Genomic DNA, 18,360 nt, shown 5'->3' with positions numbered 1-18,360 from the left:
CCCCTGAAGCCTGCCGGCCCGACACCACCGGATCGACGCGAGGAGAGACAGGTCATGTTCGACGACCTCGACGTCCGTGCCCTGGCCCAGCGCACGGGAGCGAAGTGGAGCCGTGCCGAGCCGGACGTGCTCCCGGCGTGGATCGCGGAGATGGACTTCCCGCCGGCCCCGGCCGTGCGCGAGGCCCTTCTGCGCTGCGTGGAGAACGACCTCGGGTACCCCTCCTGGGACGGGAAGTCGGGGACGAACCCCTTGCGGCCGGCGTTCGCCGAGCGGATGCGGGAACGTTACGGCTGGATCCTGGACCCGGCGCACGTCAGGGAGTTCACCGACATCAACCAGGGCCTCCAGGCCGTGCTGCGCGTCGCCACCCGGCCCGGGGACGGCATCGCGCTCCACACCCCGGCCTACCCGCCGTTCCTGGAGACGGTGGCGAGCATGGAGCGGCGGCTGCACCCCATGCCGTACGCCCGGGCGAACGGGAGCTGGGCCTTCGACGCGGAGCGGCTGGACCGGGAACTCGCGGAAGCCGGCTGCCGGGTGCTCCTGCTGGTCAACCCGCACAACCCGACGGGGCGAGCACTGCGCCGCGAGGAGCTCGAGGCGGTGGCGGACCTGGCCCTGCGCCACCGCCTGCTGGTCGTCTCCGACGAGATCCACGCCGACCTCGTCCACGCGCCGCACCGGCACACGCCGTTCGCCTCGCTCTCCCCCGAGGTGGCCTCGCGCACGGTGACGCTGACCTCGGCCACCAAGGCGTTCAACGTCCCCGGGGTCCGGTGCGCCGTCGCGCACGTCGGCGCGGCCGAGGTGCGCGACGCCCTGTCGCGTCCCCCGCACCTCCACGGCGAGCACAACACCTTCGGCGTCGCGGCCACCCTGGCGGCCTGGCGGGACGGCGACGCCTGGCTGTCACAGCTGCGGCAGGTCCTCGCGCGCAACGCCGCACTGGTGCGCGAGGAGCTGCCGGAGGGGATCGGGTACCAGGTTCCGGAGGCCACGTTCCTCGCCTGGCTGGACTGCCGGGGGCTCGGCCTCGGCACCGACCCGCACTCCTTCTTCCTGGACAAGGCCCGGGTCCTGCTCAACGACGGCCGCGCCTTCGGGCCGGGCGGCGACGGCTTCGTCCGGCTCAACTTCGGTACGTCGCCCACGATTCTGCGGGAGATCCTGCGCCGGATGGGAGAGGCCGCGGCCGGGCACCCGCCTGCGGCTCCCGCGTAAGCCCCACCGGCCCCGACGCCGGCCCGACGCCTCCACCCCGGCACGCGACGGCTCTGCCGTCCTGGCGCCGGGCTCGTCGCGTACGGGCCCGCAGGACGCCCGCTGCACCGCCGGCCGTCTCGTGGCCCGGGCCCCGCCGAGTCGCTACGGTTGGGCCATGACCGCACTGCCCGACTGGATGCGCCCGCCGCGTGCGGAGGGCTGGTTCGCGGAGGACCTGGACCGCCTCCCCGAGGCGCCTCGCCACACCGAGCTCATCGACGGAGCGCTTGTCTTCGTGATGTCGCCGCAGAGGTGGTGGCACGCCCACCTCGTCACCATGCTCACCGTCGCCCTCATGGAGCAGGCACCCTCCGACGTCCGAGTCGGCCGAGAGATGACGATCAAGCTCGATCAGCGCAACCGGCCCGAGCCGGATCTGTTGGTGACGACCGCCGACTACGACGGTGACCGCACCTGGTTCGCCCCGGACGAAGTGCGATTGGTCGTCGAGGTCGTCTCCCCCGAATCCGCCCACCGCGACCGCACGGTCAAGCTCCGCAAATACGCGGAGGCCGGAATCCCGCACTACTGGTGCATCGAGGACGAGGACGGGGCTCCCGTCGTCCACGTCTACGAGCTTGACGAACCCACCCACGCCTACGCTCCCGCCGGTATCTTCCGGGGGACTCTCCATCGCCCGGTGCCCTTCGAGGTCAGCCTCGATCTCGACAAGCTCACCCCTCGACGGAGCAGCTGAGAGTCAGCACCGAGTCAGCGCGGAAGCACAGAAAGGGCCGGGCTCGCCAGAGCCCGGCCCTTTCCGACCTGCGCGCTCGACGGATCACCCAGCGCACAGCAACGAACCGCTCACACGTTGAACCGGAACTCCACCACGTCCCCGTCCTGCATGACGTAGTCCTTGCCCTCCATGCGGGCCTTGCCGGCGGAGCGGGCCTCGATGATGGAGCCGGTGGCGACGAGGTCCTCGAAGGAGATGACCTCGGCCTTGATGAAGCCCTTCTGGAAGTCGGTGTGGATGACACCGGCGGCCTCGGGGGCGGTGGCGCCCCTCTTGATGGTCCAGGCGCGGGACTCCTTCGGGCCTGCCGTGAGGTAGGTCTGCAGGCCGAGGGTGTTGAAGCCGACGCGGGCCAGGGTCGCGAGGCCCGGCTCCTCCTGGCCCACCGACTGGAGGAGCTCCAGGGCCTCGTCCTCGTCGAGCTCGGCGAGGTCCGCCTCCAGCTTGGCGTTGAGGAAGATCGCCTCGGCGGGGGCGACGAGCGCCCGCTGCTCGTTCTTGAACTCCTCGTCGACCAGTTCGTCCTCGTCGACGTTGAAGACGTAGAGGAAGGGCTTGGTGGTGAGCAGGTGCAGGTCGTGCAGCAGCTCGTTTCGCTCGGTGCCCTGGACGATGCCGTGCGCGAAGAGCGTGTCGCCCTTCTCCAGGATCTCCTTGGCCTCCTCGACCGCCTTGACCTTCGGCGCGATGTCCTTCTTGATCCGCGACTCCTTCTGGAGGCGCGGAAGGACCTTCTCGATCGTCTGGAGGTCGGCGAGGATCAGCTCGGTGTTGATCGTCTCGATGTCGTCCTTGGGCGAGACCTTGCCGTCGACGTGCACGACGTTCTCGTCCTTGAAGGCACGGATGACCTGGCAGATCGCGTCCGACTCGCGGATGTTCGCGAGGAACTTGTTGCCCAGGCCCTCACCCTCGCTGGCGCCGCGCACGATGCCCGCGATGTCGACGAAGTCGACCGTCGCCGGCAGGACGCGCTGCGAGCCGAAGATCTCGGCCAGCTTCGCGAGGCGCGTGTCGGGGACGCCGACCACGCCGACGTTCGGCTCGATCGTGGCGAACGGGTAGTTGGCCGCCAGCACGTCGTTCTTGGTCAGGGCGTTGAACAGGGTCGACTTGCCGACATTGGGCAGACCGACGATTCCGATCGTGAGCGACACGTTGCGACTTCCCGTACGTGAGGACTGTGGGCTGAGTGGGGGCCCGGGTCCTTCAGCTGATGCGCGGGCCGATCCACCAGTCTACGGCGTGCGGACCCCGCGTTTTCGGGGCATGTGGCCCACGCTCGGTCGAACCGTTGGGCAAGGTCGGCCAAAGTGCGTGTCCCAGGCCCTATTCAGCACATAACCCGACCTAAGTTGGGTGATGTGGAGCAGCACACTACGCGAACCCCCCAGTACCGACCGCGACGGACCGCGCCCCTGCCGCCGCAGGGCGGCCCTCGCGGGTCCGTCGCCGTCCGCCGGGCCGTGGCGGGCCCGCGCCGCCCCGTGCCCTGGCCGGTACGCGCCGTGCGCGCCGTGCGCGCCGTGCCGAACCCGCGCCTGACAGGGCTCGGCGTCGGGCTGTTCTGCTCCGCGCTGATGTTCCTCCTGGGCGCCGCCGACCAGGCTCTGCTCGACGGGGCAATCGCCGTGTACGGCGTGCTGTTCCTGCTGGTCAGCGCCTTGACCGCGCACTGGGTGCGGCCCGCCGACCTGGTGACGGCGCCGGTCGCGGTGCCGATCGCGTTCGCCGTCGGGCTGCTGCCCCTCGCCGAGGGCGAAGGGGGCATCGGGGCTCAGGCCATGGCCCTGTTCACGGCGCTGGCCGTGCACGCGGGCTGGCTGTACGGGGGCACGCTCGTCGCCGGCGTGATCACGACCGTGCGAAAGGTCCGGCTCATGGCCCGCAAGCGGCAGCAGCGGGCGGGGCAGGGACCGAGGCCGCGGCAACGGCAGCAGTCGCAGCTGCATCCGCAGCAGGCGCTGCAGGCCCGGCAGCGGCAGGCGAGCCCGCAGGGCGGGCGGCCGCGGCAGGGGCCGCCGGGGCCCCGCCGCCGCCCCGTCTGAGGCTCCGGACTCCGGCTCCGGGTCGCTGGGCGCCGCTGGGCTCCGCACTCCGGCTCCGAGGCGCCCAGCCACCGCTGGGGCGTCCGGCGCCGCTCCGCGGGCTCCGGGACCCGGCAGGCGAGGACGGGCTCTCGCGAGCCGGGATGTATCCGGGCGCCGCCGCCGCGGCGCCCGGCGGCTACGCCATCTCCTGGGCCCGCATCGCCGCGCCCACGATCCCCGCGTTGTTCTGCAGCTGCGCCGGGACCAGCTCGGCCTCGATGTCCTCGATCAGTGGCAGGAACCGGTCGGCCTTGCGGCTGATGCCGCCGCCGATGATGAACAGCCCGGGCGAGAAGAGCATCTCCAGGTGGGCGAGGTACTTCTGCACCCGCTGGGCCCATTTCTCCCAGCTGAGGTCGTGGTCCTCCTTGGCCTTGGTGGAGGCCCGCTTCTCGGCCTCGTGGCCATGCAGCTCCAGATGGCCCAGCTCGGTGTTGGGCACCAGGACGCCGTCGACGAAGAGGGCGCTGCCGATGCCGGTGCCGAAGGTGAGCGTGATGACGGTGCCCTTGCGACCGCGGCCCGCACCGAAGTGCATCTCGGCGATGCCGGCCGCGTCCGCGTCGTTGAGCACGGTCACCGGAAGGCCGTCGAGGCGCTCGCCCACCAGGGCGCGGGCGTCCGTGCCGACCCAGCTCTTGTCGACGTTCGCCGCCGTCCGGATGGTGGAGCCCCCGGTCACCACGCCCGGGAAGGTGATGCCGACGGCTCCCCGCCAGCCGAAGTGCTCGATGACCTCCTTGACGCCGTCGGCCACGCCGTCGGGCGTGGCCGGGTGCGGGGTCAGCACCTTGAAACGCTCTTCCGCCAGGTCACCGCGCTCCAGGTCGACCGGAGCTCCCTTGATACCGGTTCCGCCGATGTCCACGCCGAAGATCTGCATGGCTCCACGTTACGACGGAGAACTGTCCGTCACTCCCCGGCGGGGACCGACGCCTACTCCTCGGGCTGTTCGCCCACCAGGGCCGCCGCCTCCGCGCGCAGGTCGCGGCGCAGCTCCTTCGGCAGCGAGAAGGTGATGGACTCCTCGGCCGCCTTGACGATCTCGACGTCCTCGAAGCCTCGGGCGGCGAGCCACTCCAGGACGCCCTCGACGAGCACCTCGGGGACGGACGCGCCGGAGGTGACGCCGACCGTGTCGACACCGTCGAGCCAGGCCTCGTCGATCTCCTCCGCGAAGTCGACCAGATGGGCGTCCTGGGCGCCGGCGAGCTTGGCGACCTCGACGAGACGCTTGGAGTTGGACGAGTTGCGCGAGCCGACCACGATGACGAGGTCCGCCTCGGCGCCCATCTGCTTCACGGCGAGCTGACGGTTCTGCGTGGCGTAGCAGATGTCGTCGCTCGGCGGCGAGACGAGCTGCGGGAACTTCTCCTTGAGGGCGTCGACGGTCTCCATGGTCTCGTCGACGGACAGCGTGGTCTGGGAGAGCCAGACGACCCTGGAGGGGTCGCGGACCTCGACCTTGGCGACGTCGCCGGGGCCGTCGACCAGCTGGATGTGCTCGGGCGCCTCGCCCGACGTGCCGATGACCTCTTCGTGGCCCTCGTGCCCGATCAGGAGGATGTCGAAGTCCTCGTTGGCGTACCGGACGGCCTCCTTGTGCACCTTGGTGACGAGGGGGCAGGTGGCGTCGATGGTGGCGAGCCTGCCTGCGGCGGCCTCTTCGTGGACGACGGGCGCGACGCCGTGCGCCGAGAACATCACGATGGAGCCCTCGGGCACCTCCTCCGTCTGCTCGACGAAGATCGCACCCTTCCTCTCCAGGGTCTGCACAACGTACTTGTTGTGAACGATCTCGTGGCGTACGTAGATGGGCGCGCCGTACTGCTCGAGGGCCTTCTCTACGGCGATCACGGCGCGGTCCACACCCGCGCAGTAGCCACGGGGGGCGGCGAGCAGGACGCGGCGGGCGGGCGTCGAAGCAGTCATGTGGACCATCGTAAGGCCGCGTCCGAGGGGCCGGAGATCGCCTCCGTGGGGAGACTGGAGATCCGCTCCAGGGAGGGGCCGACGTGGCGACTGGCACGGATGCCGCAGGTGCCGGGGACGAGACGCTCCGGCGCAGCCTGGGTCTCCGCGACCTGGTGGTCTACGGGCTGCTGTTCATCGCCCCCATGGCCCCGGTCGGGATCTACGGGACGCTGGACGCCCGCGCGCACGGCGCGGTGGCGCTGGTCTATGTGATCGCCACGGCCGCCATGTCGTTCACCGCTTTCAGCTACGCGCAGATGGTGAGGGTCGTCCCCCGGGCGGGTTCGGTGTTCGCCTACGCGCGCGCGGGGCTCGGCGAGGGTGCCGGGTTCGTCGCGGGATGGATGGCGATGCTCGACTATCTCCTCGTCCCGGCGGTGGCGTACCTGTTCTCGGGGATCGCGATGAACGCCCTGGTGCCGTCGGTGTCCCGGTGGGTGTGGACGGCGCTCGCGGCGGTGGTCACGACCCTGCTGAACCTGTGGGGGGTACGGGCGGCGGCACGGATCGGGTTCGCGGTGCTGACGATGGAGATCGCCGTCCTGCTGGTCTTCCTGGTGTCCGCGCTCACCGTGGTCGCGCGGCACGGTACCGAGCGGGGGTGGCTGTCGCCGTTGACGGGCGACGGCTCGCAGGGACCGTTCGCGCTGACCGCGGTCGTCGGGGCGGTGTCGGTCGCGGTGCTGTCGTACCTGGGCTTCGACGCGATCGCGTCGTTCGCCGAGGAGGTCGCCGGGGGGCCGGAGAAGGTGGCCAGGGCGGTGCTGTGCTGCCTCGCGCTCGCGGGTGCGCTCTTCGTGGCGCAGACCTATCTGGTGGCCCTGCTGGAGCCGTTCCCTTCGGCGCGGCTGGCGGCGGATCCGGAGCTCGAGGGGCCGGCGTTCTACGACGCCGTGGACGCGTCCGTGGGGACCTGGCTGCACGATCTGGTGGCGGTCGGCAAGGCGGTCGGGGCGGCGTTCGCCGCGCTGGCCGGGCAGGCGGCCGCGGGGCGGCTGCTGTTCGCGATGGCGCGGGAGCGCCTGCTGCCGCGTGCGCTGTCGAGGACGCCCTCCGGGGTGCCGCGGTCGGCGCTGCTGTGCGCGGCGGCGGTGACGCTGGTGGCCGCGGTGTGGGCGGCGCGGCACGACGACGGTCTGGACCGGCTCGTCTCCTTGGTCGACATCGGGGCGCTGACGGCCTTCGCGCTGCTGCACGCCAGCGTGGTGGGCTGGTTCGTGGTGCGCCGTCGGGGTGGCCCGGTCAGCTGGTGGCGGCACGTGCTGGTGCCCGTCGCCGGGGCCGCGGTCGTGCTCGCCGTGATCGTCGGGGCGTCGCGCGTGGCGCAGGTGGCCGGGGCGGTCTGGCTGGCGGTGGGACTGGGGGTGCGGGCGGTGCTGCGGGTCCGCGGTGTCGGTGGCGCTCGCTAGTCTCGGGCGCATGGCTCTGAACACGTCCGCCGACGCCCCGCTCCCCGTGGGCGAGGTGTCGCGGCTCATCGGGGGATGGATCGACCGGCTCGGCGCGGTGTGGGTCGAGGGGCAGATCACGCAGCTGTCGCGGCGCCCGGGCGCCGGCGTCGTGTTCCTGACGCTGCGCGATCCGTCGTACGACATCTCGGTGAGCGTGACGTGCTACCGGCAGGTGTTCGACGCGGTCGCCGACGTCGTCAGCGAGGGCGCCCGGGTCGTGGTGCTCGCGAAGCCCGAGTGGTACGCACCGCGCGGGCAGCTGTCGCTGCGGGCCGCCGAGATACGGCCGGTCGGCGTCGGCGAGCTGCTGGCGCGGCTGGAGCAGCTGAAGAAGGCGCTCACGGCGGAGGGGCTGTTCGCGCCCGGGCGCAAGCGCCCGCTGCCGTTCCTGCCGCAGCTCGTCGGCCTGGTCTGCGGCCGCGCGTCGGCGGCCGAGCGGGACGTGCTGGAGAATGCGCGGCACCGCTGGCCCGCCGTCCGCTTCGAGGTGCGCAACGTGCCCGTGCAGGGTGTCCATGCGGTGCCGCAGGTCGTGCAGGCGGTCAAGGAGCTGGACGCGCTGGACGAGGTCGACGTGATCATCGTGGCGCGCGGCGGCGGCAGCGTGGAGGATCTGCTGCCGTTCTCGGACGAACAGCTGGTACGGGCGGTCGCCGCCTGCCGTACGCCGGTCGTCTCGGCGATCGGGCACGAGCCGGACACACCGCTGCTGGACTACGTCGCCGATCTGCGTGCCTCCACCCCGACCGACGCGGCGAAGAAGGTCGTCCCGGACGTGGGCGAGGAGTACGAGCGCGTGCGGTGGCTGCGGGACCGTGCGCGGCGCAGCATCGGGGCGTTCCTGGAGCGCGAGGAGCGGGGGCTCGCGCATGCGCTCGCCCGGCCCGTGGTCGAGGATCCGCACCGGATGGTCGAGGAGCGCGAGGAGCAGATCGACGGGCTCCTCGGGCGGAGCCGGCGATGTCTGGGGCATCTGCTGGACCGGGCCGGGTCGGAGCTCACGCACACCCACGCGCGGGTGGTGGCGCTGTCTCCGGCGGCGACGCTCCAGCGGGGGTACGCGGTGCTGCAGAAGGCCGACGGGCACGTGGTCCGCGCGGCGGACGAGGTGGCGGCGGACGAGGAGCTGCGGGCTCGGGTCGCCGATGGCGAATTCACGGTACGTAGGGTGGGTGCATGACCAGCGGTGCGGCAGCGGACGAGGCGGGACTCGGGTACGAGCAGGCTCGGGACGAGTTGATCGAGGTGGTCCGGCGCCTCGAGGCCGGCGGCACCTCGCTGGAGGAGTCGCTCGCCCTGTGGGAGCGGGGCGAGGAGCTGGCCAAGGTGTGCCGCAGGTGGCTGGACGGCGCCCGGGAGCGGCTGGACGCGGCGCTGGCCGAGGAGGAGGCCGCCGAAGGGGACGCCGCGGCCGAGTAGCCCGGCTCTTCCCTGACGGCCGGCCGCGCGGGGCCACCCGCACGGACGGGGCCGCGGCGTGGCCTGCGAGCGGGTGCGAGCTGCCGCTGCGGCGAACGCGAGGAGGAGGGCCCCGGCAGCCACTGCCGGGGCCCTCCTCCTCGTCTGCGGGGATCAGACGGTGGTGATGACCCGCTCGGAGGTCAGGCGCGGGGAACGCGGGAACCAGGCGTCCTCACCCGGCTTGCCGATGTTCACGATCATCAGCGGCGTGTGGTCGTCGTCCAGGAACTCCTTCTGGACTCCGGCGAAGTCGAAGCCGGTCATCGGGCCGGCGGCCAGACCGGCGGCGCGCACGCCGATGATGAAGTACGCGGCCTGGAGGGCGGCGTTCAGCGCGGCCGCCTGCTCGCGCGCCGGGCGCTGGGAGAAGAAGAGGTCCTTGGCCTGCGGGAAGTGCGGGAGCAGCTCCGGCAGCTCCTCGTGGAACTCGTTGTCCGCGGAGAGGATCGCGACGAGCGGGGCAGTGGCGGTCTTCGGCCGGTTGCCCTCGGCCATGTGCTGCACAAGACGCTCGCGGGCCTCGGCGGAGCGGACCAGGGTGATGCGCAGCGGCGACTGGTTGAAGGCGGTCGGGCCGTACTTGACCAGGTCGTAGATCGCCTGCACCTGCTCCTCGGACACCGGCTCGTCGGTGAAGGTGTTCGCGGTACGGGCCTCGCGGAAGAGCAGGTCCTGGGCGGCGGGGTCAAGAACGAGAGACATGGAAGAACCTTCTTGATTCGTGGCTGTGTATCGACCTTCGGGCACGACCGTACGCCGGTTACGTTGAACATTCAACAAACCGAGGGGTGTCGTGATCGGCTTCACAGCGAGACGTCCTGTCAGGCCGGGTGGGGTGTTGAGCGGGTTGCGGGTGGTGCGCCCGTGTGCGGATACGGGCATGTACGCGCCCGGCGGACGCGGGCGCGTGGCGCAGATACGGGCACATACGCGCCCGGCGGACGCGGGCGCATGGTGCGCCCCGGCGCCCCGCGCAGGCGCTCGGCCGCGGACGGCCCCGGGGCGGCTACGACGCCTTCAGCGACTCCGCCATCTTCGTCAGACCGCCGAACGACGCCGTGCCGGTGACCAGGGTCGTCGAGCCCTTCTCCTCCAGGACGAGCGCGTCGTACTTGGGGCCCTCGTAGCGCCGCCAGGTCCGGCCGTCGATCTCCTGCGTGGCCTTGGTCGCCTTGGCGCCGTGGCTGGCTTCGTCGATGAAGCGGGCCGGCTTGTCGGTCGACTGCTCGACGGCGACGTACTGCTCGTCGGGGTCGAGGAAGCCCAGGTGCCAGGCGTAGTGCGCGTCGCCCTGGAACCGCACCGACGTGGCCTTCCAGGCCCCGGGCAGGCCTTCGGGCGCCGCGACGGGGTACGGCGCGGCGCGCCGGGCCGACTGGAGTTCGACGCCGAAGTCGACCCGCCGGACCGGCGCCGGGGTGTCGTCGTGCGGGATGCCGAAGTAATAGACCACACCGGCGAAGAGACCGACCACAGCCATCGACTGCAGCAGACCCCGCACGGTTTGCTTGCCATTCCTACCTGCCACGCCCCCCATGGTCGCAGGCCGCGGCCGGGCGCCCGTCACCGCCCCCGCCCGAAAAGCACCTGAACCGCCCGAAGCCGATGAAATGGCTCAGGACCAGGAGCGCCGCCCCTCGCCTGGAGTGTCCGGGCCCGCTCAGACGTGGGGCGCTCTGCTCATTTTGTCGGCCTGCGGATAGAGTCGTGGCCATACCCTCATCCGGCCGTCGTCGTATCAGAAAGGTGCGCTCCGATGACCGAGCATCATCTGCCGTCCGAACTCGAAGTCTCGCCCGAGGCCCCCGACCGCAACCTCGCCCTGGAACTGGTCCGGGTCACCGAGGCCGCGGCCATGGCAGCGGGCCGCTGGGTCGGCCGCGGCGACAAGAACGGCGCCGACGGCGCCGCCGTCCGGGCCATGCGGGCCCTGGTCTCCACCGTGTCGATGAACGGCGTCGTCGTCATCGGTGAGGGCGAGAAGGACGAAGCCCCGATGCTCTTCAACGGTGAGCGCGTCGGGGACGGGACCGGTGCCGAGTGCGACATCGCCGTCGACCCGATCGACGGGACCACGCTCACCGCCAAGGGCATGCCGAACGCGATCGCCGTGCTCGCCGCCGCCGACCGCGGCACCATGTTCGACCCGTCCGCGGTCTTCTACATGGACAAGCTGGTGACCGGCCCGGAGGCCGCCGACTTCGTCGACATCAACGCTCCCGTGTCGGTGAACATCAAGCGGGTCGCCAAGGCCAAGCACTCCGCGCCGGAGGACGTCACGGTCGTCATCCTCGACCGGCCGCGCCACGAGGGCATCATCAGGGAGGTCCGCGAGACGGGCGCCCGGATCAAGCTGATCTCCGACGGCGACGTCGCCGGGTCGATCCTGGCCCTGCGCGAGGGCACCGGCATCGACCTGCTGCTGGGCATCGGCGGCACGCCCGAGGGCATCATCTCCGCCTGTGCGGTGAAGTGTCTGGGCGGCACGATCCAGGGCAAGCTGTGGCCGAAGGACGAGGAGGAGCGCCAGCGCGCCATCGACGCGGGCCACGACCTGGACCGGGTGCTGACCACGGACGACCTGGTCTCCGGCGACAACGTCTTCTTCGTCGCGACCGGCATCACCGACGGCGAGCTGCTGCGCGGGGTGCGGTACCGCGCCGAGACCGCATCGACCGACTCGATCGTGATGCGCTCCAAGTCGGGCACGGTCCGCCGTATCGACTCCACGCACCGGCTGAGCAAGCTGCGCGCGTACAGCGCGATCGACTTCGACCGGGCCAAGTAGCCGCCGAGCGGCGTTCCGCGCCGCGAAGGGCCGGCCCGGACCACGGGCCGGTCGTACGAAGGGGGCGCCCTGCTCTGCGGCGGGGGCGCCCCGTCTCCTCGCGCCGTATCGGGTACGGCCGTGCCGGCTACCCGGCGGCCGCGATCGGACCGGCCGCGTGTGCCGCCTTCTTCAGCTCGACCTCGCGCCGGCGGCGCCGGGCGAGCACCACGCGGCGCTCGGCGGCGGTGAGGCCGCCCCAGACGCCGTACGGCTCGGGCTGGAGCAGCGCGTGCTCACGGCACTCGACCATCACGGGGCACCGGGCACAGACCCGCTTGGCGGCCTCTTCGCGGGAGAGCCGCGCCGCGGTGGGCTCCTTGGAGGGGGCGAAGAAGAGCCCGGCCTCGTCCCTCCGGCACACCGCCTCCGTGTGCCACGGAGCGTCCTGATCCCGTTCCGTCGCAGGCACACGCTGCGACGGAACGGCGGCGACCTGCAGGGACTGATGCGGCGGTTGCAGCACGGTCTACTCCTGACGACGGCTTCGCGAGCGAGAGACGATGCAGCAAGCCCTACCCGCTGTACGCACGCCTATGCACTGAGTTCCGATGTACGGAAGTTCTCGGTCAGGTGTGGACCAGTGGGACGGGAGAGAACGGGTCCCGGCCGCGCCCCTCGTCCCCGCAGGCCGACGGCTCAGAGATGCTTGCGCAGCGCCTTCTCGACCTTGGAGTCCACCCGGGCCCTGAGGTCCTCGATCCACTTGCCCCGCTTGGGCCGCGCCTCGATGTTGCCGAGGACCGAGATGCCGTCCACGAAGACCACCGGCGCGTCGCGCTCCCCGGAGTCGAGGGTGTCGACCTCGAAGTTGCCGAGCACCCCGCCGCCACTGCCGCGCAGCGAGACGTTCTCCGGGACACGGATGTCGACGTTGCCGAAGATCGAGACCACCTTGATCATGACCTGCTGGTACTCGAACAGGGCCTCGCTGAGGTCGATGTCGACGGTGCCGAAGACCGCGTACACATGGGTGCGGCGCGGGACGCGCCAACGGCCCCTGCGGGTGCTGCTGCTGAACACCGCGACCAGGTTCTCGTCGGCAGCCGCCGGGACCGCTCCGGCGGTCGGGCGGGACGGCGCGGGCTCGTACTCCGCGCGGGCCGCACGGTGCTCCCGGGACACCGGCAGGTCCCGGACGAGCGGCTCCAGCTCGCCGACGGTCTTGGCGCGATACACGCGGTCGATCCGCTCGGAGTGTTCGTCCGCCGTGAGGCGGCCCTCGGCGAGGGCTTCGCGCAGGATGTCGGCGACACGGTCGCGATCGGCGTCGGAGGCACGCAGTTCCGCGTCCGCGGTCGGCGTCGCCTGCGCGGTCCGCGAGGTCCTGGGCCCGGGCTCGGGGCGCTTCTGAAGGTCCACGCAAGCAGCGTACCCAAACGCGATAGATCGCGACTACCCCGCATCGGGTGGCGGCTTGCGCCGGGGCGTACAAACGAAGGTGCGAACTGAGCCTTACCTCACAGACCCGCCCGGCCCGGCAGGTTCTACGCTGGTGAGCGCTGCCAACGGAGGCAGCCGCGCTGTCTGTCATGTGAGGAAATCGGCGAAATGTCTGCTAGTTCCCGCCCGGCCCGCCCCGAGTTCGCGTACACCGATCTCCTGCCGACGGGAGAGGACACCACCCCCTACCGGCTGGTGACCTCCGAGGGTGTCTCCACCTTCGAGGCCGACGGACGGACCTTCCTCAAGGTCGAGCCGGAGGCGCTGCGCAAGCTCGCCGAAGAGGCCATCCACGACATCCAGCACTACCTGCGCCCGGCCCACCTCGCGCAGCTGCGCCGGATCATCGACGACCCGGAGGCGTCGGGCAACGACAAGTTCGTCGCGCTCGACCTCCTGAAGAACGCGAACATCGCGGCCGCCGGCGTGCTCCCCATGTGCCAGGACACCGGCACGGCGATCGTCATGGGCAAGCGCGGCCAGAACGTCCTCACCGCGGGCGAGGACGAGAAGGCGCTCTCGCACGGCATCCACGACGCGTACACCAGGCTGAACCTGCGCTACTCGCAGATGGCTCCGCTCACCATGTGGGAGGAGAAGAACACCGGCTCGAACCTGCCGGCCCAGATCGAGCTGTACGCGACCGACGGCGGCGCCTACAAGTTCCTCTTCATGGCCAAGGGCGGCGGCTCGGCCAACAAGAGCTTCCTCTACCAGGAGACGAAGGCGGTCCTGAACGAGGCCTCCATGATGAAGTTCCTGGAGGAGAAGATCCGCTCGCTCGGCACGGCCGCCTGCCCGCCGTACCACCTGGCGATCGTCGTCGGCGGCACCTCGGCCGAGTACGCCCTGAAGACCGCCAAGTACGCCTCCGCGCACTACCTCGACGAACTCCCCACCGAGGGCTCCGAGCTCGGCCAGGGCTTCCGCGACACGGAGCTGGAGGAGAAGGTCTTCGAGCTGACACAGAAGATCGGCATCGGCGCGCAGTTCGGCGGCAAGTACTTCTGCCACGACGTGCGCGTGGTCCGCCTCCCGCGGCACGGCGCGTCCTGCCCGGTCGCCATCGCCGTGTCCTGCTCGGCCGACCGCCAGGCCGTCGCGAAGATCACCGCCGAGGGCGTGTTCCTGGAGCAGCTGGAGACCGACCCGGCCCGCTTCCTGCCGGACACCACGGACGAGCACCTCGACGAGTCGAGCGCCCGCGGCGAGGACGCCGACAGGCAGAGCGTCCGGATCGACCTCAACCAGCCGATGGACGACATCCTCGCCGAGCTCACCAAGTACCCGGTGAAGACCCGGCTTTCGCTCACCGGCCCGCTCGTCGTCGCCCGGGACATCGCGCACGCCAAGATCAAGGAACGCCTGGACGCGGGCGAGGAGATGCCGCAGTACCTGAAGGACCACCCGGTCTACTACGCGGGTCCGGCGAAGACCCCCGAGGGCTATGCCTCCGGCTCCTTCGGTCCGACGACCGCGGGCCGTATGGACTCCTATGTCGAGCAGTTCCAGGCGGCGGGCGGCTCCAAGGTGATGCTCGCCAAGGGCAACCGCTCGCAGCAGGTGACCGACGCGTGCGGCAGCCACGGCGGCTTCTACCTCGGCTCGATCGGCGGCCCGGCCGCACGCCTCGCCCAGGACTGCATCAAGAAGGTCGAGGTCGTCGAGTACGAGGAGCTCGGCATGGAGGCCGTCTGGCGGATCGAGGTCGAGGACTTCCCGGCCTTCATCGTCGTCGACGACAAGGGCAACGACTTCTTCAAGGACCCCGCCCCGGCCCCTACGTTCACGTCCATCCCGGTGCGCGGCCCCGGCCTGGCGTAACACCCGCGCGAAGGAAGGCCGCCCCCGTACCGGGGGCGGCCTTCCCGCAGCTGCGGCGGTGCACGTACGTCCGCCCGGTGCATCGCCCGGTACGCCGCCGTGCCGCGCCGGTTGCGCGCCTAGGCGAACCGCTGGTTCGCCGAGCCGTTGCACGTCTGGAGCTTCACCGGGTCCTTCGACGACGCCAGTGTCAGGCACAGCCCCGTCGCGGCGGCCGGGCGGATGGTCCCGGACTCGCGCACGAACTGCTGGTTGGCCCCGCCGTGGCAGTTCCACAGGATGACCGCCGCGCCCGCCCGGTAGGTGCCGCCCGGGACGTCCACGCAGCGGTCCTGGGTCAGCCCGGTGTGCAGCGACTTGCGGTCACCGTCGTACCACCAGGTCTGGTTGCGGTTCCCGGAGCAGTCCCAGCCGATGACGGCCGTGTTGTTGCGGCTGCTGCCGCCGGAGGCGTCCATGCAGGTGCCGGTGGCCTCGTCCTTGAGCGGCCGGTACATGTCGTCCCAGGCGCCCGGATACAGCTTCGGGGTACCGGTGCTCGCCGGGTCGGCGCAACCGGCCTCGCGGTAGTCGGAGTTGTAGATCTGGGTCAGGCAGGACGCGAACGCGCCGTGCCCCCGGTAGTCGGGGTGGAACGACTGGCGTACCGAATTGGAGTCCGGCGGGAACGGGTTGGACAGGTCCACCCACAGGCCGCGGGCCCAGGCGTCCTCCATGCAGACCTCGTGGCCGTGGAAGAGCCGTGAGTCGTCCAGGAAGACCGCGCCGCTCTCCTCGGCCGCCTTGCGCATCCCGCGTTCGAAGGCGGGCACGGCGGTGTTGCGCCCCCAGGCCGCGTCGGAGTCGTAGCCGGTGCAGCCCCCCGGTATCTTGCCCGGATAGTTCGGGTTGTCGTAGATGTCAGGTCCGATGGGGCTCGGGTAGCCCATGACGACAAGCTTGTAGTCGTCGTCGGCGTAGCCCGCCTGCCGCATCACGGTCTTCAAGTCGGCGACGGTGGCCTCCACCTTGGGCACGAGCCCGTCGACCCGGGCCTGCCAGCCGGGCTGGTACTTGGACTCGCAGGCGCCCTGGAGGGTGAACCAGCGGGTGACGCAGTCGGTCATGACGGGCCCGAACTGCAGGTCGTCGTTGGCGCCCGCGACGAGCAGGACCATCTTGATCCGGGTGTTGCGCGCCTTGATGGCGAGGCTGTCGCTCTGCACCAGTTCGTCGGCGTACTGCTTGGTGCCGCCGATCCGGATGTTGCCGGTGTAGGCGCCGGAGCAGGCGACGTTGTACGTCTCGTCGGCGGGGATGCCCGTGCGGTGGATGGCGGAGTCCGGCGAGCGGTGGCACCAGTTGTCGGGACCATTGGTACCGGGTTCGTAGGTGCCGACGCCCTCGCCCGAGATCTCGCTGTCCCCGAGCGAGATGAGAGAGGTCCTGCGGTCGGCGAGGGGACGTTCGGCGGGGTCCCCGTAGAGCTGCGTGGCCTCCGCCGCGCGGATTTTCTCCAGGTCGGGCGGGAGCGGGGTGACGGCTGCCGCCTTGGGCGCGGCAGCCGCCACCGGGACGGTGAGTCCGCCGAGGACGGCGGCGGTCGCCGCCACGACGGCGGCGACGGAACAACGGACTCCGGATCTGCGGAGCCTGGGTCTGGTGTGACTCATTGCGCCTCCCCGATTGGAGTGTTACCTGCGGTATTTACTGGCGGGTAGGCGACTTGGGAATACACAGAACAAGACAACGGCTCAACTTTTCAGGAGGCTTTGCCTCAGGAGCCGCCACAGCCAGGCCCTGAAACCGGAGGTACGCCACGATGTCCACCGAAGACGCCGGTCACCGCGTCGAGCACGACTCCATGGGCGAGGTCCGCGTCCCCACGCACGCCAAGTGGCGGGCGCAGACCCAGCGGGCCGTCGAGAACTTCCCCGTCTCGGGACAGCGTCTGGAAAGGGCCCATATCGAGGCGCTGGCCCGCATCAAGGCGGCCGCCGCGAAGGTGAACGCGGAACTCGGCGTGCTCGACAAGGAGGTCGCCGAGGCGATCGTGGAGGCGGCCGGCGAGGTCGCCGAGGGCCGCTGGGACGACCACTTCCCGGTGGACGTCTTCCAGACCGGCTCCGGCACGTCCTCGAACATGAACATGAACGAGGTGCTGGCGACCCTCGCGTCGGAACGGCTCGGCCGCGACGTGCACCCGAACGACCAGGTGAACGCCTCCCAGTCGTCCAACGACGTCTTCCCGTCCTCCCTGCACATCGCCGCCACCGCGGCCGTCACCCGCGACCTGATCCCGGCGCTGGAACACCTGGCGGCGGCCCTGGAGCGGAAGTCGGCCGAATTCGCCGACGTGGTGAAGGCGGGGCGCACCCATCTGATGGACGCCACGCCCGTCACCCTCGGGCAGGAGTTCGGCGGCTATGCGGCGCAGGTGCGGTACGGCGTCGAGCGGCTGCGCGCATCGCTGCCCCGGCTCGCCGAACTCCCCCTCGGCGGCACGGCCGTGGGCACCGGCATCAACACACCGCCCGGTTTCCCGGCCGCCGTCATCGCCGAGGTCGCCCGCGCCACGGGGCTGCCGCTCACCGAGGCGCGAGACCACTTCGAGGCTCAGGGGGCCCGGGACGCCGTCGTCGAGACCAGCGGACAGCTGCGGACCGTCGCGGTCGGCCTGACGAAGATCGCCAACGACCTCCGGTGGATGGCGTCCGGGCCGCGCACCGGGCTCGCCGAGATCAGCCTGCCGGACCTCCAGCCCGGGTCGTCGATCATGCCCGGCAAGGTGAACCCGGTGGTCCCCGAGGCCGTGCTGATGGTCGCCGCCCAGGTGATGGGCAACGACACCACGATCACCGTCGCGGGTTCCGCGGGGAACTTCGAGCTCAACGTGATGCTGCCGGTGCTGGCGAAGAACGTCCTGGAGTCGGTCCGTCTGCTGACGAACGCGAGCCGGCTGCTCGCCGACCGGACGGTCGACGGGATCACCGCCGACCGGGAGCGGGCCCGGGAGTACGCGGAGTCCTCGCCCTCGGTCGTGACGCCGCTGAACAAGTACATCGGCTACGAGGAGGCCGCGAAGGTCGCGAAGAAGGCGCTGGCCGAGCGGAAGACGATCCGCGAGGTGGTGCTCGAGTCCGGGTACGTCGAGCGGGGCGACCTCACGCTCGAGCAGCTCGACGAGGCGCTGGACGTGCTGCGCATGACCCGGCCGTAGGTCCTGTCACCGGACTCCCGCCCGCCCCGCGGGCGGACGGCGGGAGTTCGGCGCCGGGCCCCGGTGCGCCGGCCCCGCGGTGTGCC

General features: G+C 71.2%; 17 protein-coding genes. 9 read left to right on the top strand and 8 right to left on the bottom strand.

The features are described 5' to 3' along the window. Positions 1 to 54 precede the first annotated feature (54 nt). Positions 55 to 1,224, top strand: coding sequence for a MalY/PatB family protein (locus ACWCP6_RS05660; protein ID WP_450931039.1), 1,170 nt, complete (start codon positions 55 to 57; stop codon positions 1,222 to 1,224). A gap of 157 nt (positions 1,225 to 1,381) precedes the next feature. Further along, the gene (locus tag ACWCP6_RS05655; protein ID WP_450931038.1) at positions 1,382 to 1,963 is read left to right on the top strand and encodes a Uma2 family endonuclease; all 582 of its coding nucleotides are present in this window, start codon (positions 1,382 to 1,384) and stop codon (positions 1,961 to 1,963) included. A gap of 110 nt (positions 1,964 to 2,073) precedes the next feature. On the opposite strand, the gene ychF is transcribed toward ACWCP6_RS05655, so the two are convergent. Next, complete coding sequence (gene ychF / locus ACWCP6_RS05650) at positions 2,074 to 3,162, bottom strand: redox-regulated ATPase YchF (RefSeq protein ID WP_450931037.1); 1,089 nt, start codon at positions 3,160 to 3,162, stop codon at positions 2,074 to 2,076. 207 nt (positions 3,163 to 3,369) lie between these two features. Here ychF and ACWCP6_RS05645 point away from each other — a divergent pair, with 207 nt between their 5' ends. Then, complete coding sequence (locus ACWCP6_RS05645) at positions 3,370 to 4,053, top strand: DUF6542 domain-containing protein (RefSeq protein ID WP_450931036.1); 684 nt, start codon at positions 3,370 to 3,372, stop codon at positions 4,051 to 4,053. Between the two features lie 178 nt (positions 4,054 to 4,231). On the opposite strand, the gene ppgK is transcribed toward ACWCP6_RS05645, so the two are convergent. After that, a complete protein-coding gene (ppgK, locus tag ACWCP6_RS05640) occupies positions 4,232 to 4,978 on the bottom strand; it encodes a polyphosphate--glucose phosphotransferase (RefSeq protein WP_450931035.1) in 747 nt (248 codons plus the stop codon). A gap of 53 nt (positions 4,979 to 5,031) precedes the next feature. Then, positions 5,032 to 6,036 carry a 4-hydroxy-3-methylbut-2-enyl diphosphate reductase gene (locus tag ACWCP6_RS05635; protein WP_450931034.1) on the bottom strand — a complete coding sequence of 335 codons (1,005 nt, stop codon included), beginning with the start codon at positions 6,034 to 6,036 and terminating at the stop codon, positions 5,032 to 5,034. A 74-nt stretch (positions 6,037 to 6,110) separates the two neighbouring features. On the opposite strand from ACWCP6_RS05635, the gene ACWCP6_RS05630 reads away from it, so the two are divergent. Genes ACWCP6_RS05630 through ACWCP6_RS05620 form a run of 3 tightly spaced genes read left to right on the top strand, consistent with a single transcriptional unit; the run spans position 6,111 to position 8,939 of the window. Beyond that, positions 6,111 to 7,478, top strand: a complete 1,368-nt coding sequence (locus ACWCP6_RS05630; RefSeq protein ID WP_450931033.1) for an APC family permease — start codon at positions 6,111 to 6,113, stop codon at positions 7,476 to 7,478. 10 nt (positions 7,479 to 7,488) lie between these two features. Further along, positions 7,489 to 8,700, top strand: a complete 1,212-nt coding sequence (gene xseA / locus ACWCP6_RS05625) for an exodeoxyribonuclease VII large subunit (protein ID WP_450931032.1) — start codon at positions 7,489 to 7,491, stop codon at positions 8,698 to 8,700. Further along, positions 8,697 to 8,939, top strand: coding sequence for an exodeoxyribonuclease VII small subunit (locus ACWCP6_RS05620; RefSeq protein WP_450931031.1), 243 nt, complete (start codon positions 8,697 to 8,699; stop codon positions 8,937 to 8,939). The genes xseA and ACWCP6_RS05620 overlap by 4 nt, the downstream gene beginning before the upstream one ends. Positions 8,940 to 9,092: 153 nt before the next feature. Here the strand turns inward: ACWCP6_RS05620 and ACWCP6_RS05615 are convergent, their stop codons facing one another. Together ACWCP6_RS05615 and ACWCP6_RS05610 are read right to left on the bottom strand one after the other, a co-directional pair. Next, positions 9,093 to 9,683: a malonic semialdehyde reductase gene (locus tag ACWCP6_RS05615; RefSeq protein ID WP_450931030.1), complete on the bottom strand. Its 591-nt coding sequence runs from the start codon at positions 9,681 to 9,683 to the stop codon at positions 9,093 to 9,095. A 304-nt stretch (positions 9,684 to 9,987) separates the two neighbouring features. After that, positions 9,988 to 10,509 (bottom strand): DUF4245 domain-containing protein, encoded by a 522-nt coding sequence (locus ACWCP6_RS05610; protein WP_450931029.1) that lies wholly within the window; start codon positions 10,507 to 10,509, stop codon positions 9,988 to 9,990. A 228-nt stretch (positions 10,510 to 10,737) separates the two neighbouring features. On the opposite strand from ACWCP6_RS05610, the gene glpX reads away from it, so the two are divergent. Next, a complete protein-coding gene (gene glpX, locus ACWCP6_RS05605) occupies positions 10,738 to 11,769 on the top strand; it encodes a class II fructose-bisphosphatase (protein WP_450931028.1) in 1,032 nt (343 codons plus the stop codon). Between the two features lie 127 nt (positions 11,770 to 11,896). On the opposite strand, the gene ACWCP6_RS05600 is transcribed toward glpX, so the two are convergent. Both ACWCP6_RS05600 and ACWCP6_RS05595 read right to left on the bottom strand, forming a co-directional pair. Next, positions 11,897 to 12,274 (bottom strand): WhiB family transcriptional regulator, encoded by a 378-nt coding sequence (locus tag ACWCP6_RS05600; protein WP_450931027.1) that lies wholly within the window; start codon positions 12,272 to 12,274, stop codon positions 11,897 to 11,899. Between the two features lie 173 nt (positions 12,275 to 12,447). Beyond that, complete coding sequence (locus tag ACWCP6_RS05595; RefSeq protein ID WP_450931026.1) at positions 12,448 to 13,170, bottom strand: DUF1707 SHOCT-like domain-containing protein; 723 nt, start codon at positions 13,168 to 13,170, stop codon at positions 12,448 to 12,450. Positions 13,171 to 13,359: 189 nt separating this feature from the next. Between ACWCP6_RS05595 and ACWCP6_RS05590 the strand changes: the two genes are divergently transcribed. Then, positions 13,360 to 15,075 carry a fumarate hydratase gene (locus ACWCP6_RS05590; protein ID WP_450931025.1) on the top strand — a complete coding sequence of 572 codons (1,716 nt, stop codon included), beginning with the start codon at positions 13,360 to 13,362 and terminating at the stop codon, positions 15,073 to 15,075. Positions 15,076 to 15,194: 119 nt separating this feature from the next. Here ACWCP6_RS05590 and ACWCP6_RS05585 read toward each other — a convergent pair whose 3' ends face one another. Continuing rightward, entirely contained in the window at positions 15,195 to 16,727 is a 1,533-nt protein-coding gene (locus ACWCP6_RS05585; protein ID WP_450931024.1) for a ricin-type beta-trefoil lectin domain protein, read from the bottom strand. A gap of 149 nt (positions 16,728 to 16,876) precedes the next feature. On the opposite strand from ACWCP6_RS05585, the gene ACWCP6_RS05580 reads away from it, so the two are divergent. Continuing rightward, a complete protein-coding gene (locus ACWCP6_RS05580) occupies positions 16,877 to 18,274 on the top strand; it encodes a class II fumarate hydratase (RefSeq protein WP_450931023.1) in 1,398 nt (465 codons plus the stop codon). Positions 18,275 to 18,360 lie beyond the last annotated feature (86 nt).

It is taken from the genome of Streptomyces sp. NPDC002004, from assembly GCF_053593975.1.
This window is presented reverse-complemented; position numbering and strand designations above follow the sequence as displayed.

What these genes read in the sequence shown, in the direction of transcription:
- ACWCP6_RS05660 (WP_450931039.1), top strand. Translation starts at nt 55, where the DNA reads ATGTTCGACGACCTCGACGTCCGTGCCCTGGCCCAGCGCACGGGAGCG.
- ACWCP6_RS05655 (WP_450931038.1), top strand. Translation starts at nt 1,382, where the DNA reads ATGACCGCACTGCCCGACTGGATGCGCCCGCCGCGTGCGGAGGGCTGG.
- ppgK (WP_450931035.1), bottom strand. Translation starts at nt 4,978, where the DNA reads ATGCAGATCTTCGGCGTGGACATCGGCGGAACCGGTATCAAGGGAGCT.
- ACWCP6_RS05635 (WP_450931034.1), bottom strand. Translation starts at nt 6,036, where the DNA reads ATGGTCCACATGACTGCTTCGACGCCCGCCCGCCGCGTCCTGCTCGCC.
- xseA (WP_450931032.1), top strand. Translation starts at nt 7,489, where the DNA reads ATGGCTCTGAACACGTCCGCCGACGCCCCGCTCCCCGTGGGCGAGGTG.
- ACWCP6_RS05620 (WP_450931031.1), top strand. Translation starts at nt 8,697, where the DNA reads ATGACCAGCGGTGCGGCAGCGGACGAGGCGGGACTCGGGTACGAGCAG.
- ACWCP6_RS05615 (WP_450931030.1), bottom strand. Translation starts at nt 9,683, where the DNA reads ATGTCTCTCGTTCTTGACCCCGCCGCCCAGGACCTGCTCTTCCGCGAG.
- glpX (WP_450931028.1), top strand. Translation starts at nt 10,738, where the DNA reads ATGACCGAGCATCATCTGCCGTCCGAACTCGAAGTCTCGCCCGAGGCC.
- ACWCP6_RS05590 (WP_450931025.1), top strand. Translation starts at nt 13,360, where the DNA reads ATGTCTGCTAGTTCCCGCCCGGCCCGCCCCGAGTTCGCGTACACCGAT.
- ACWCP6_RS05585 (WP_450931024.1), bottom strand. Translation starts at nt 16,727, where the DNA reads ATGAGTCACACCAGACCCAGGCTCCGCAGATCCGGAGTCCGTTGTTCC.
- ACWCP6_RS05580 (WP_450931023.1), top strand. Translation starts at nt 16,877, where the DNA reads ATGTCCACCGAAGACGCCGGTCACCGCGTCGAGCACGACTCCATGGGC.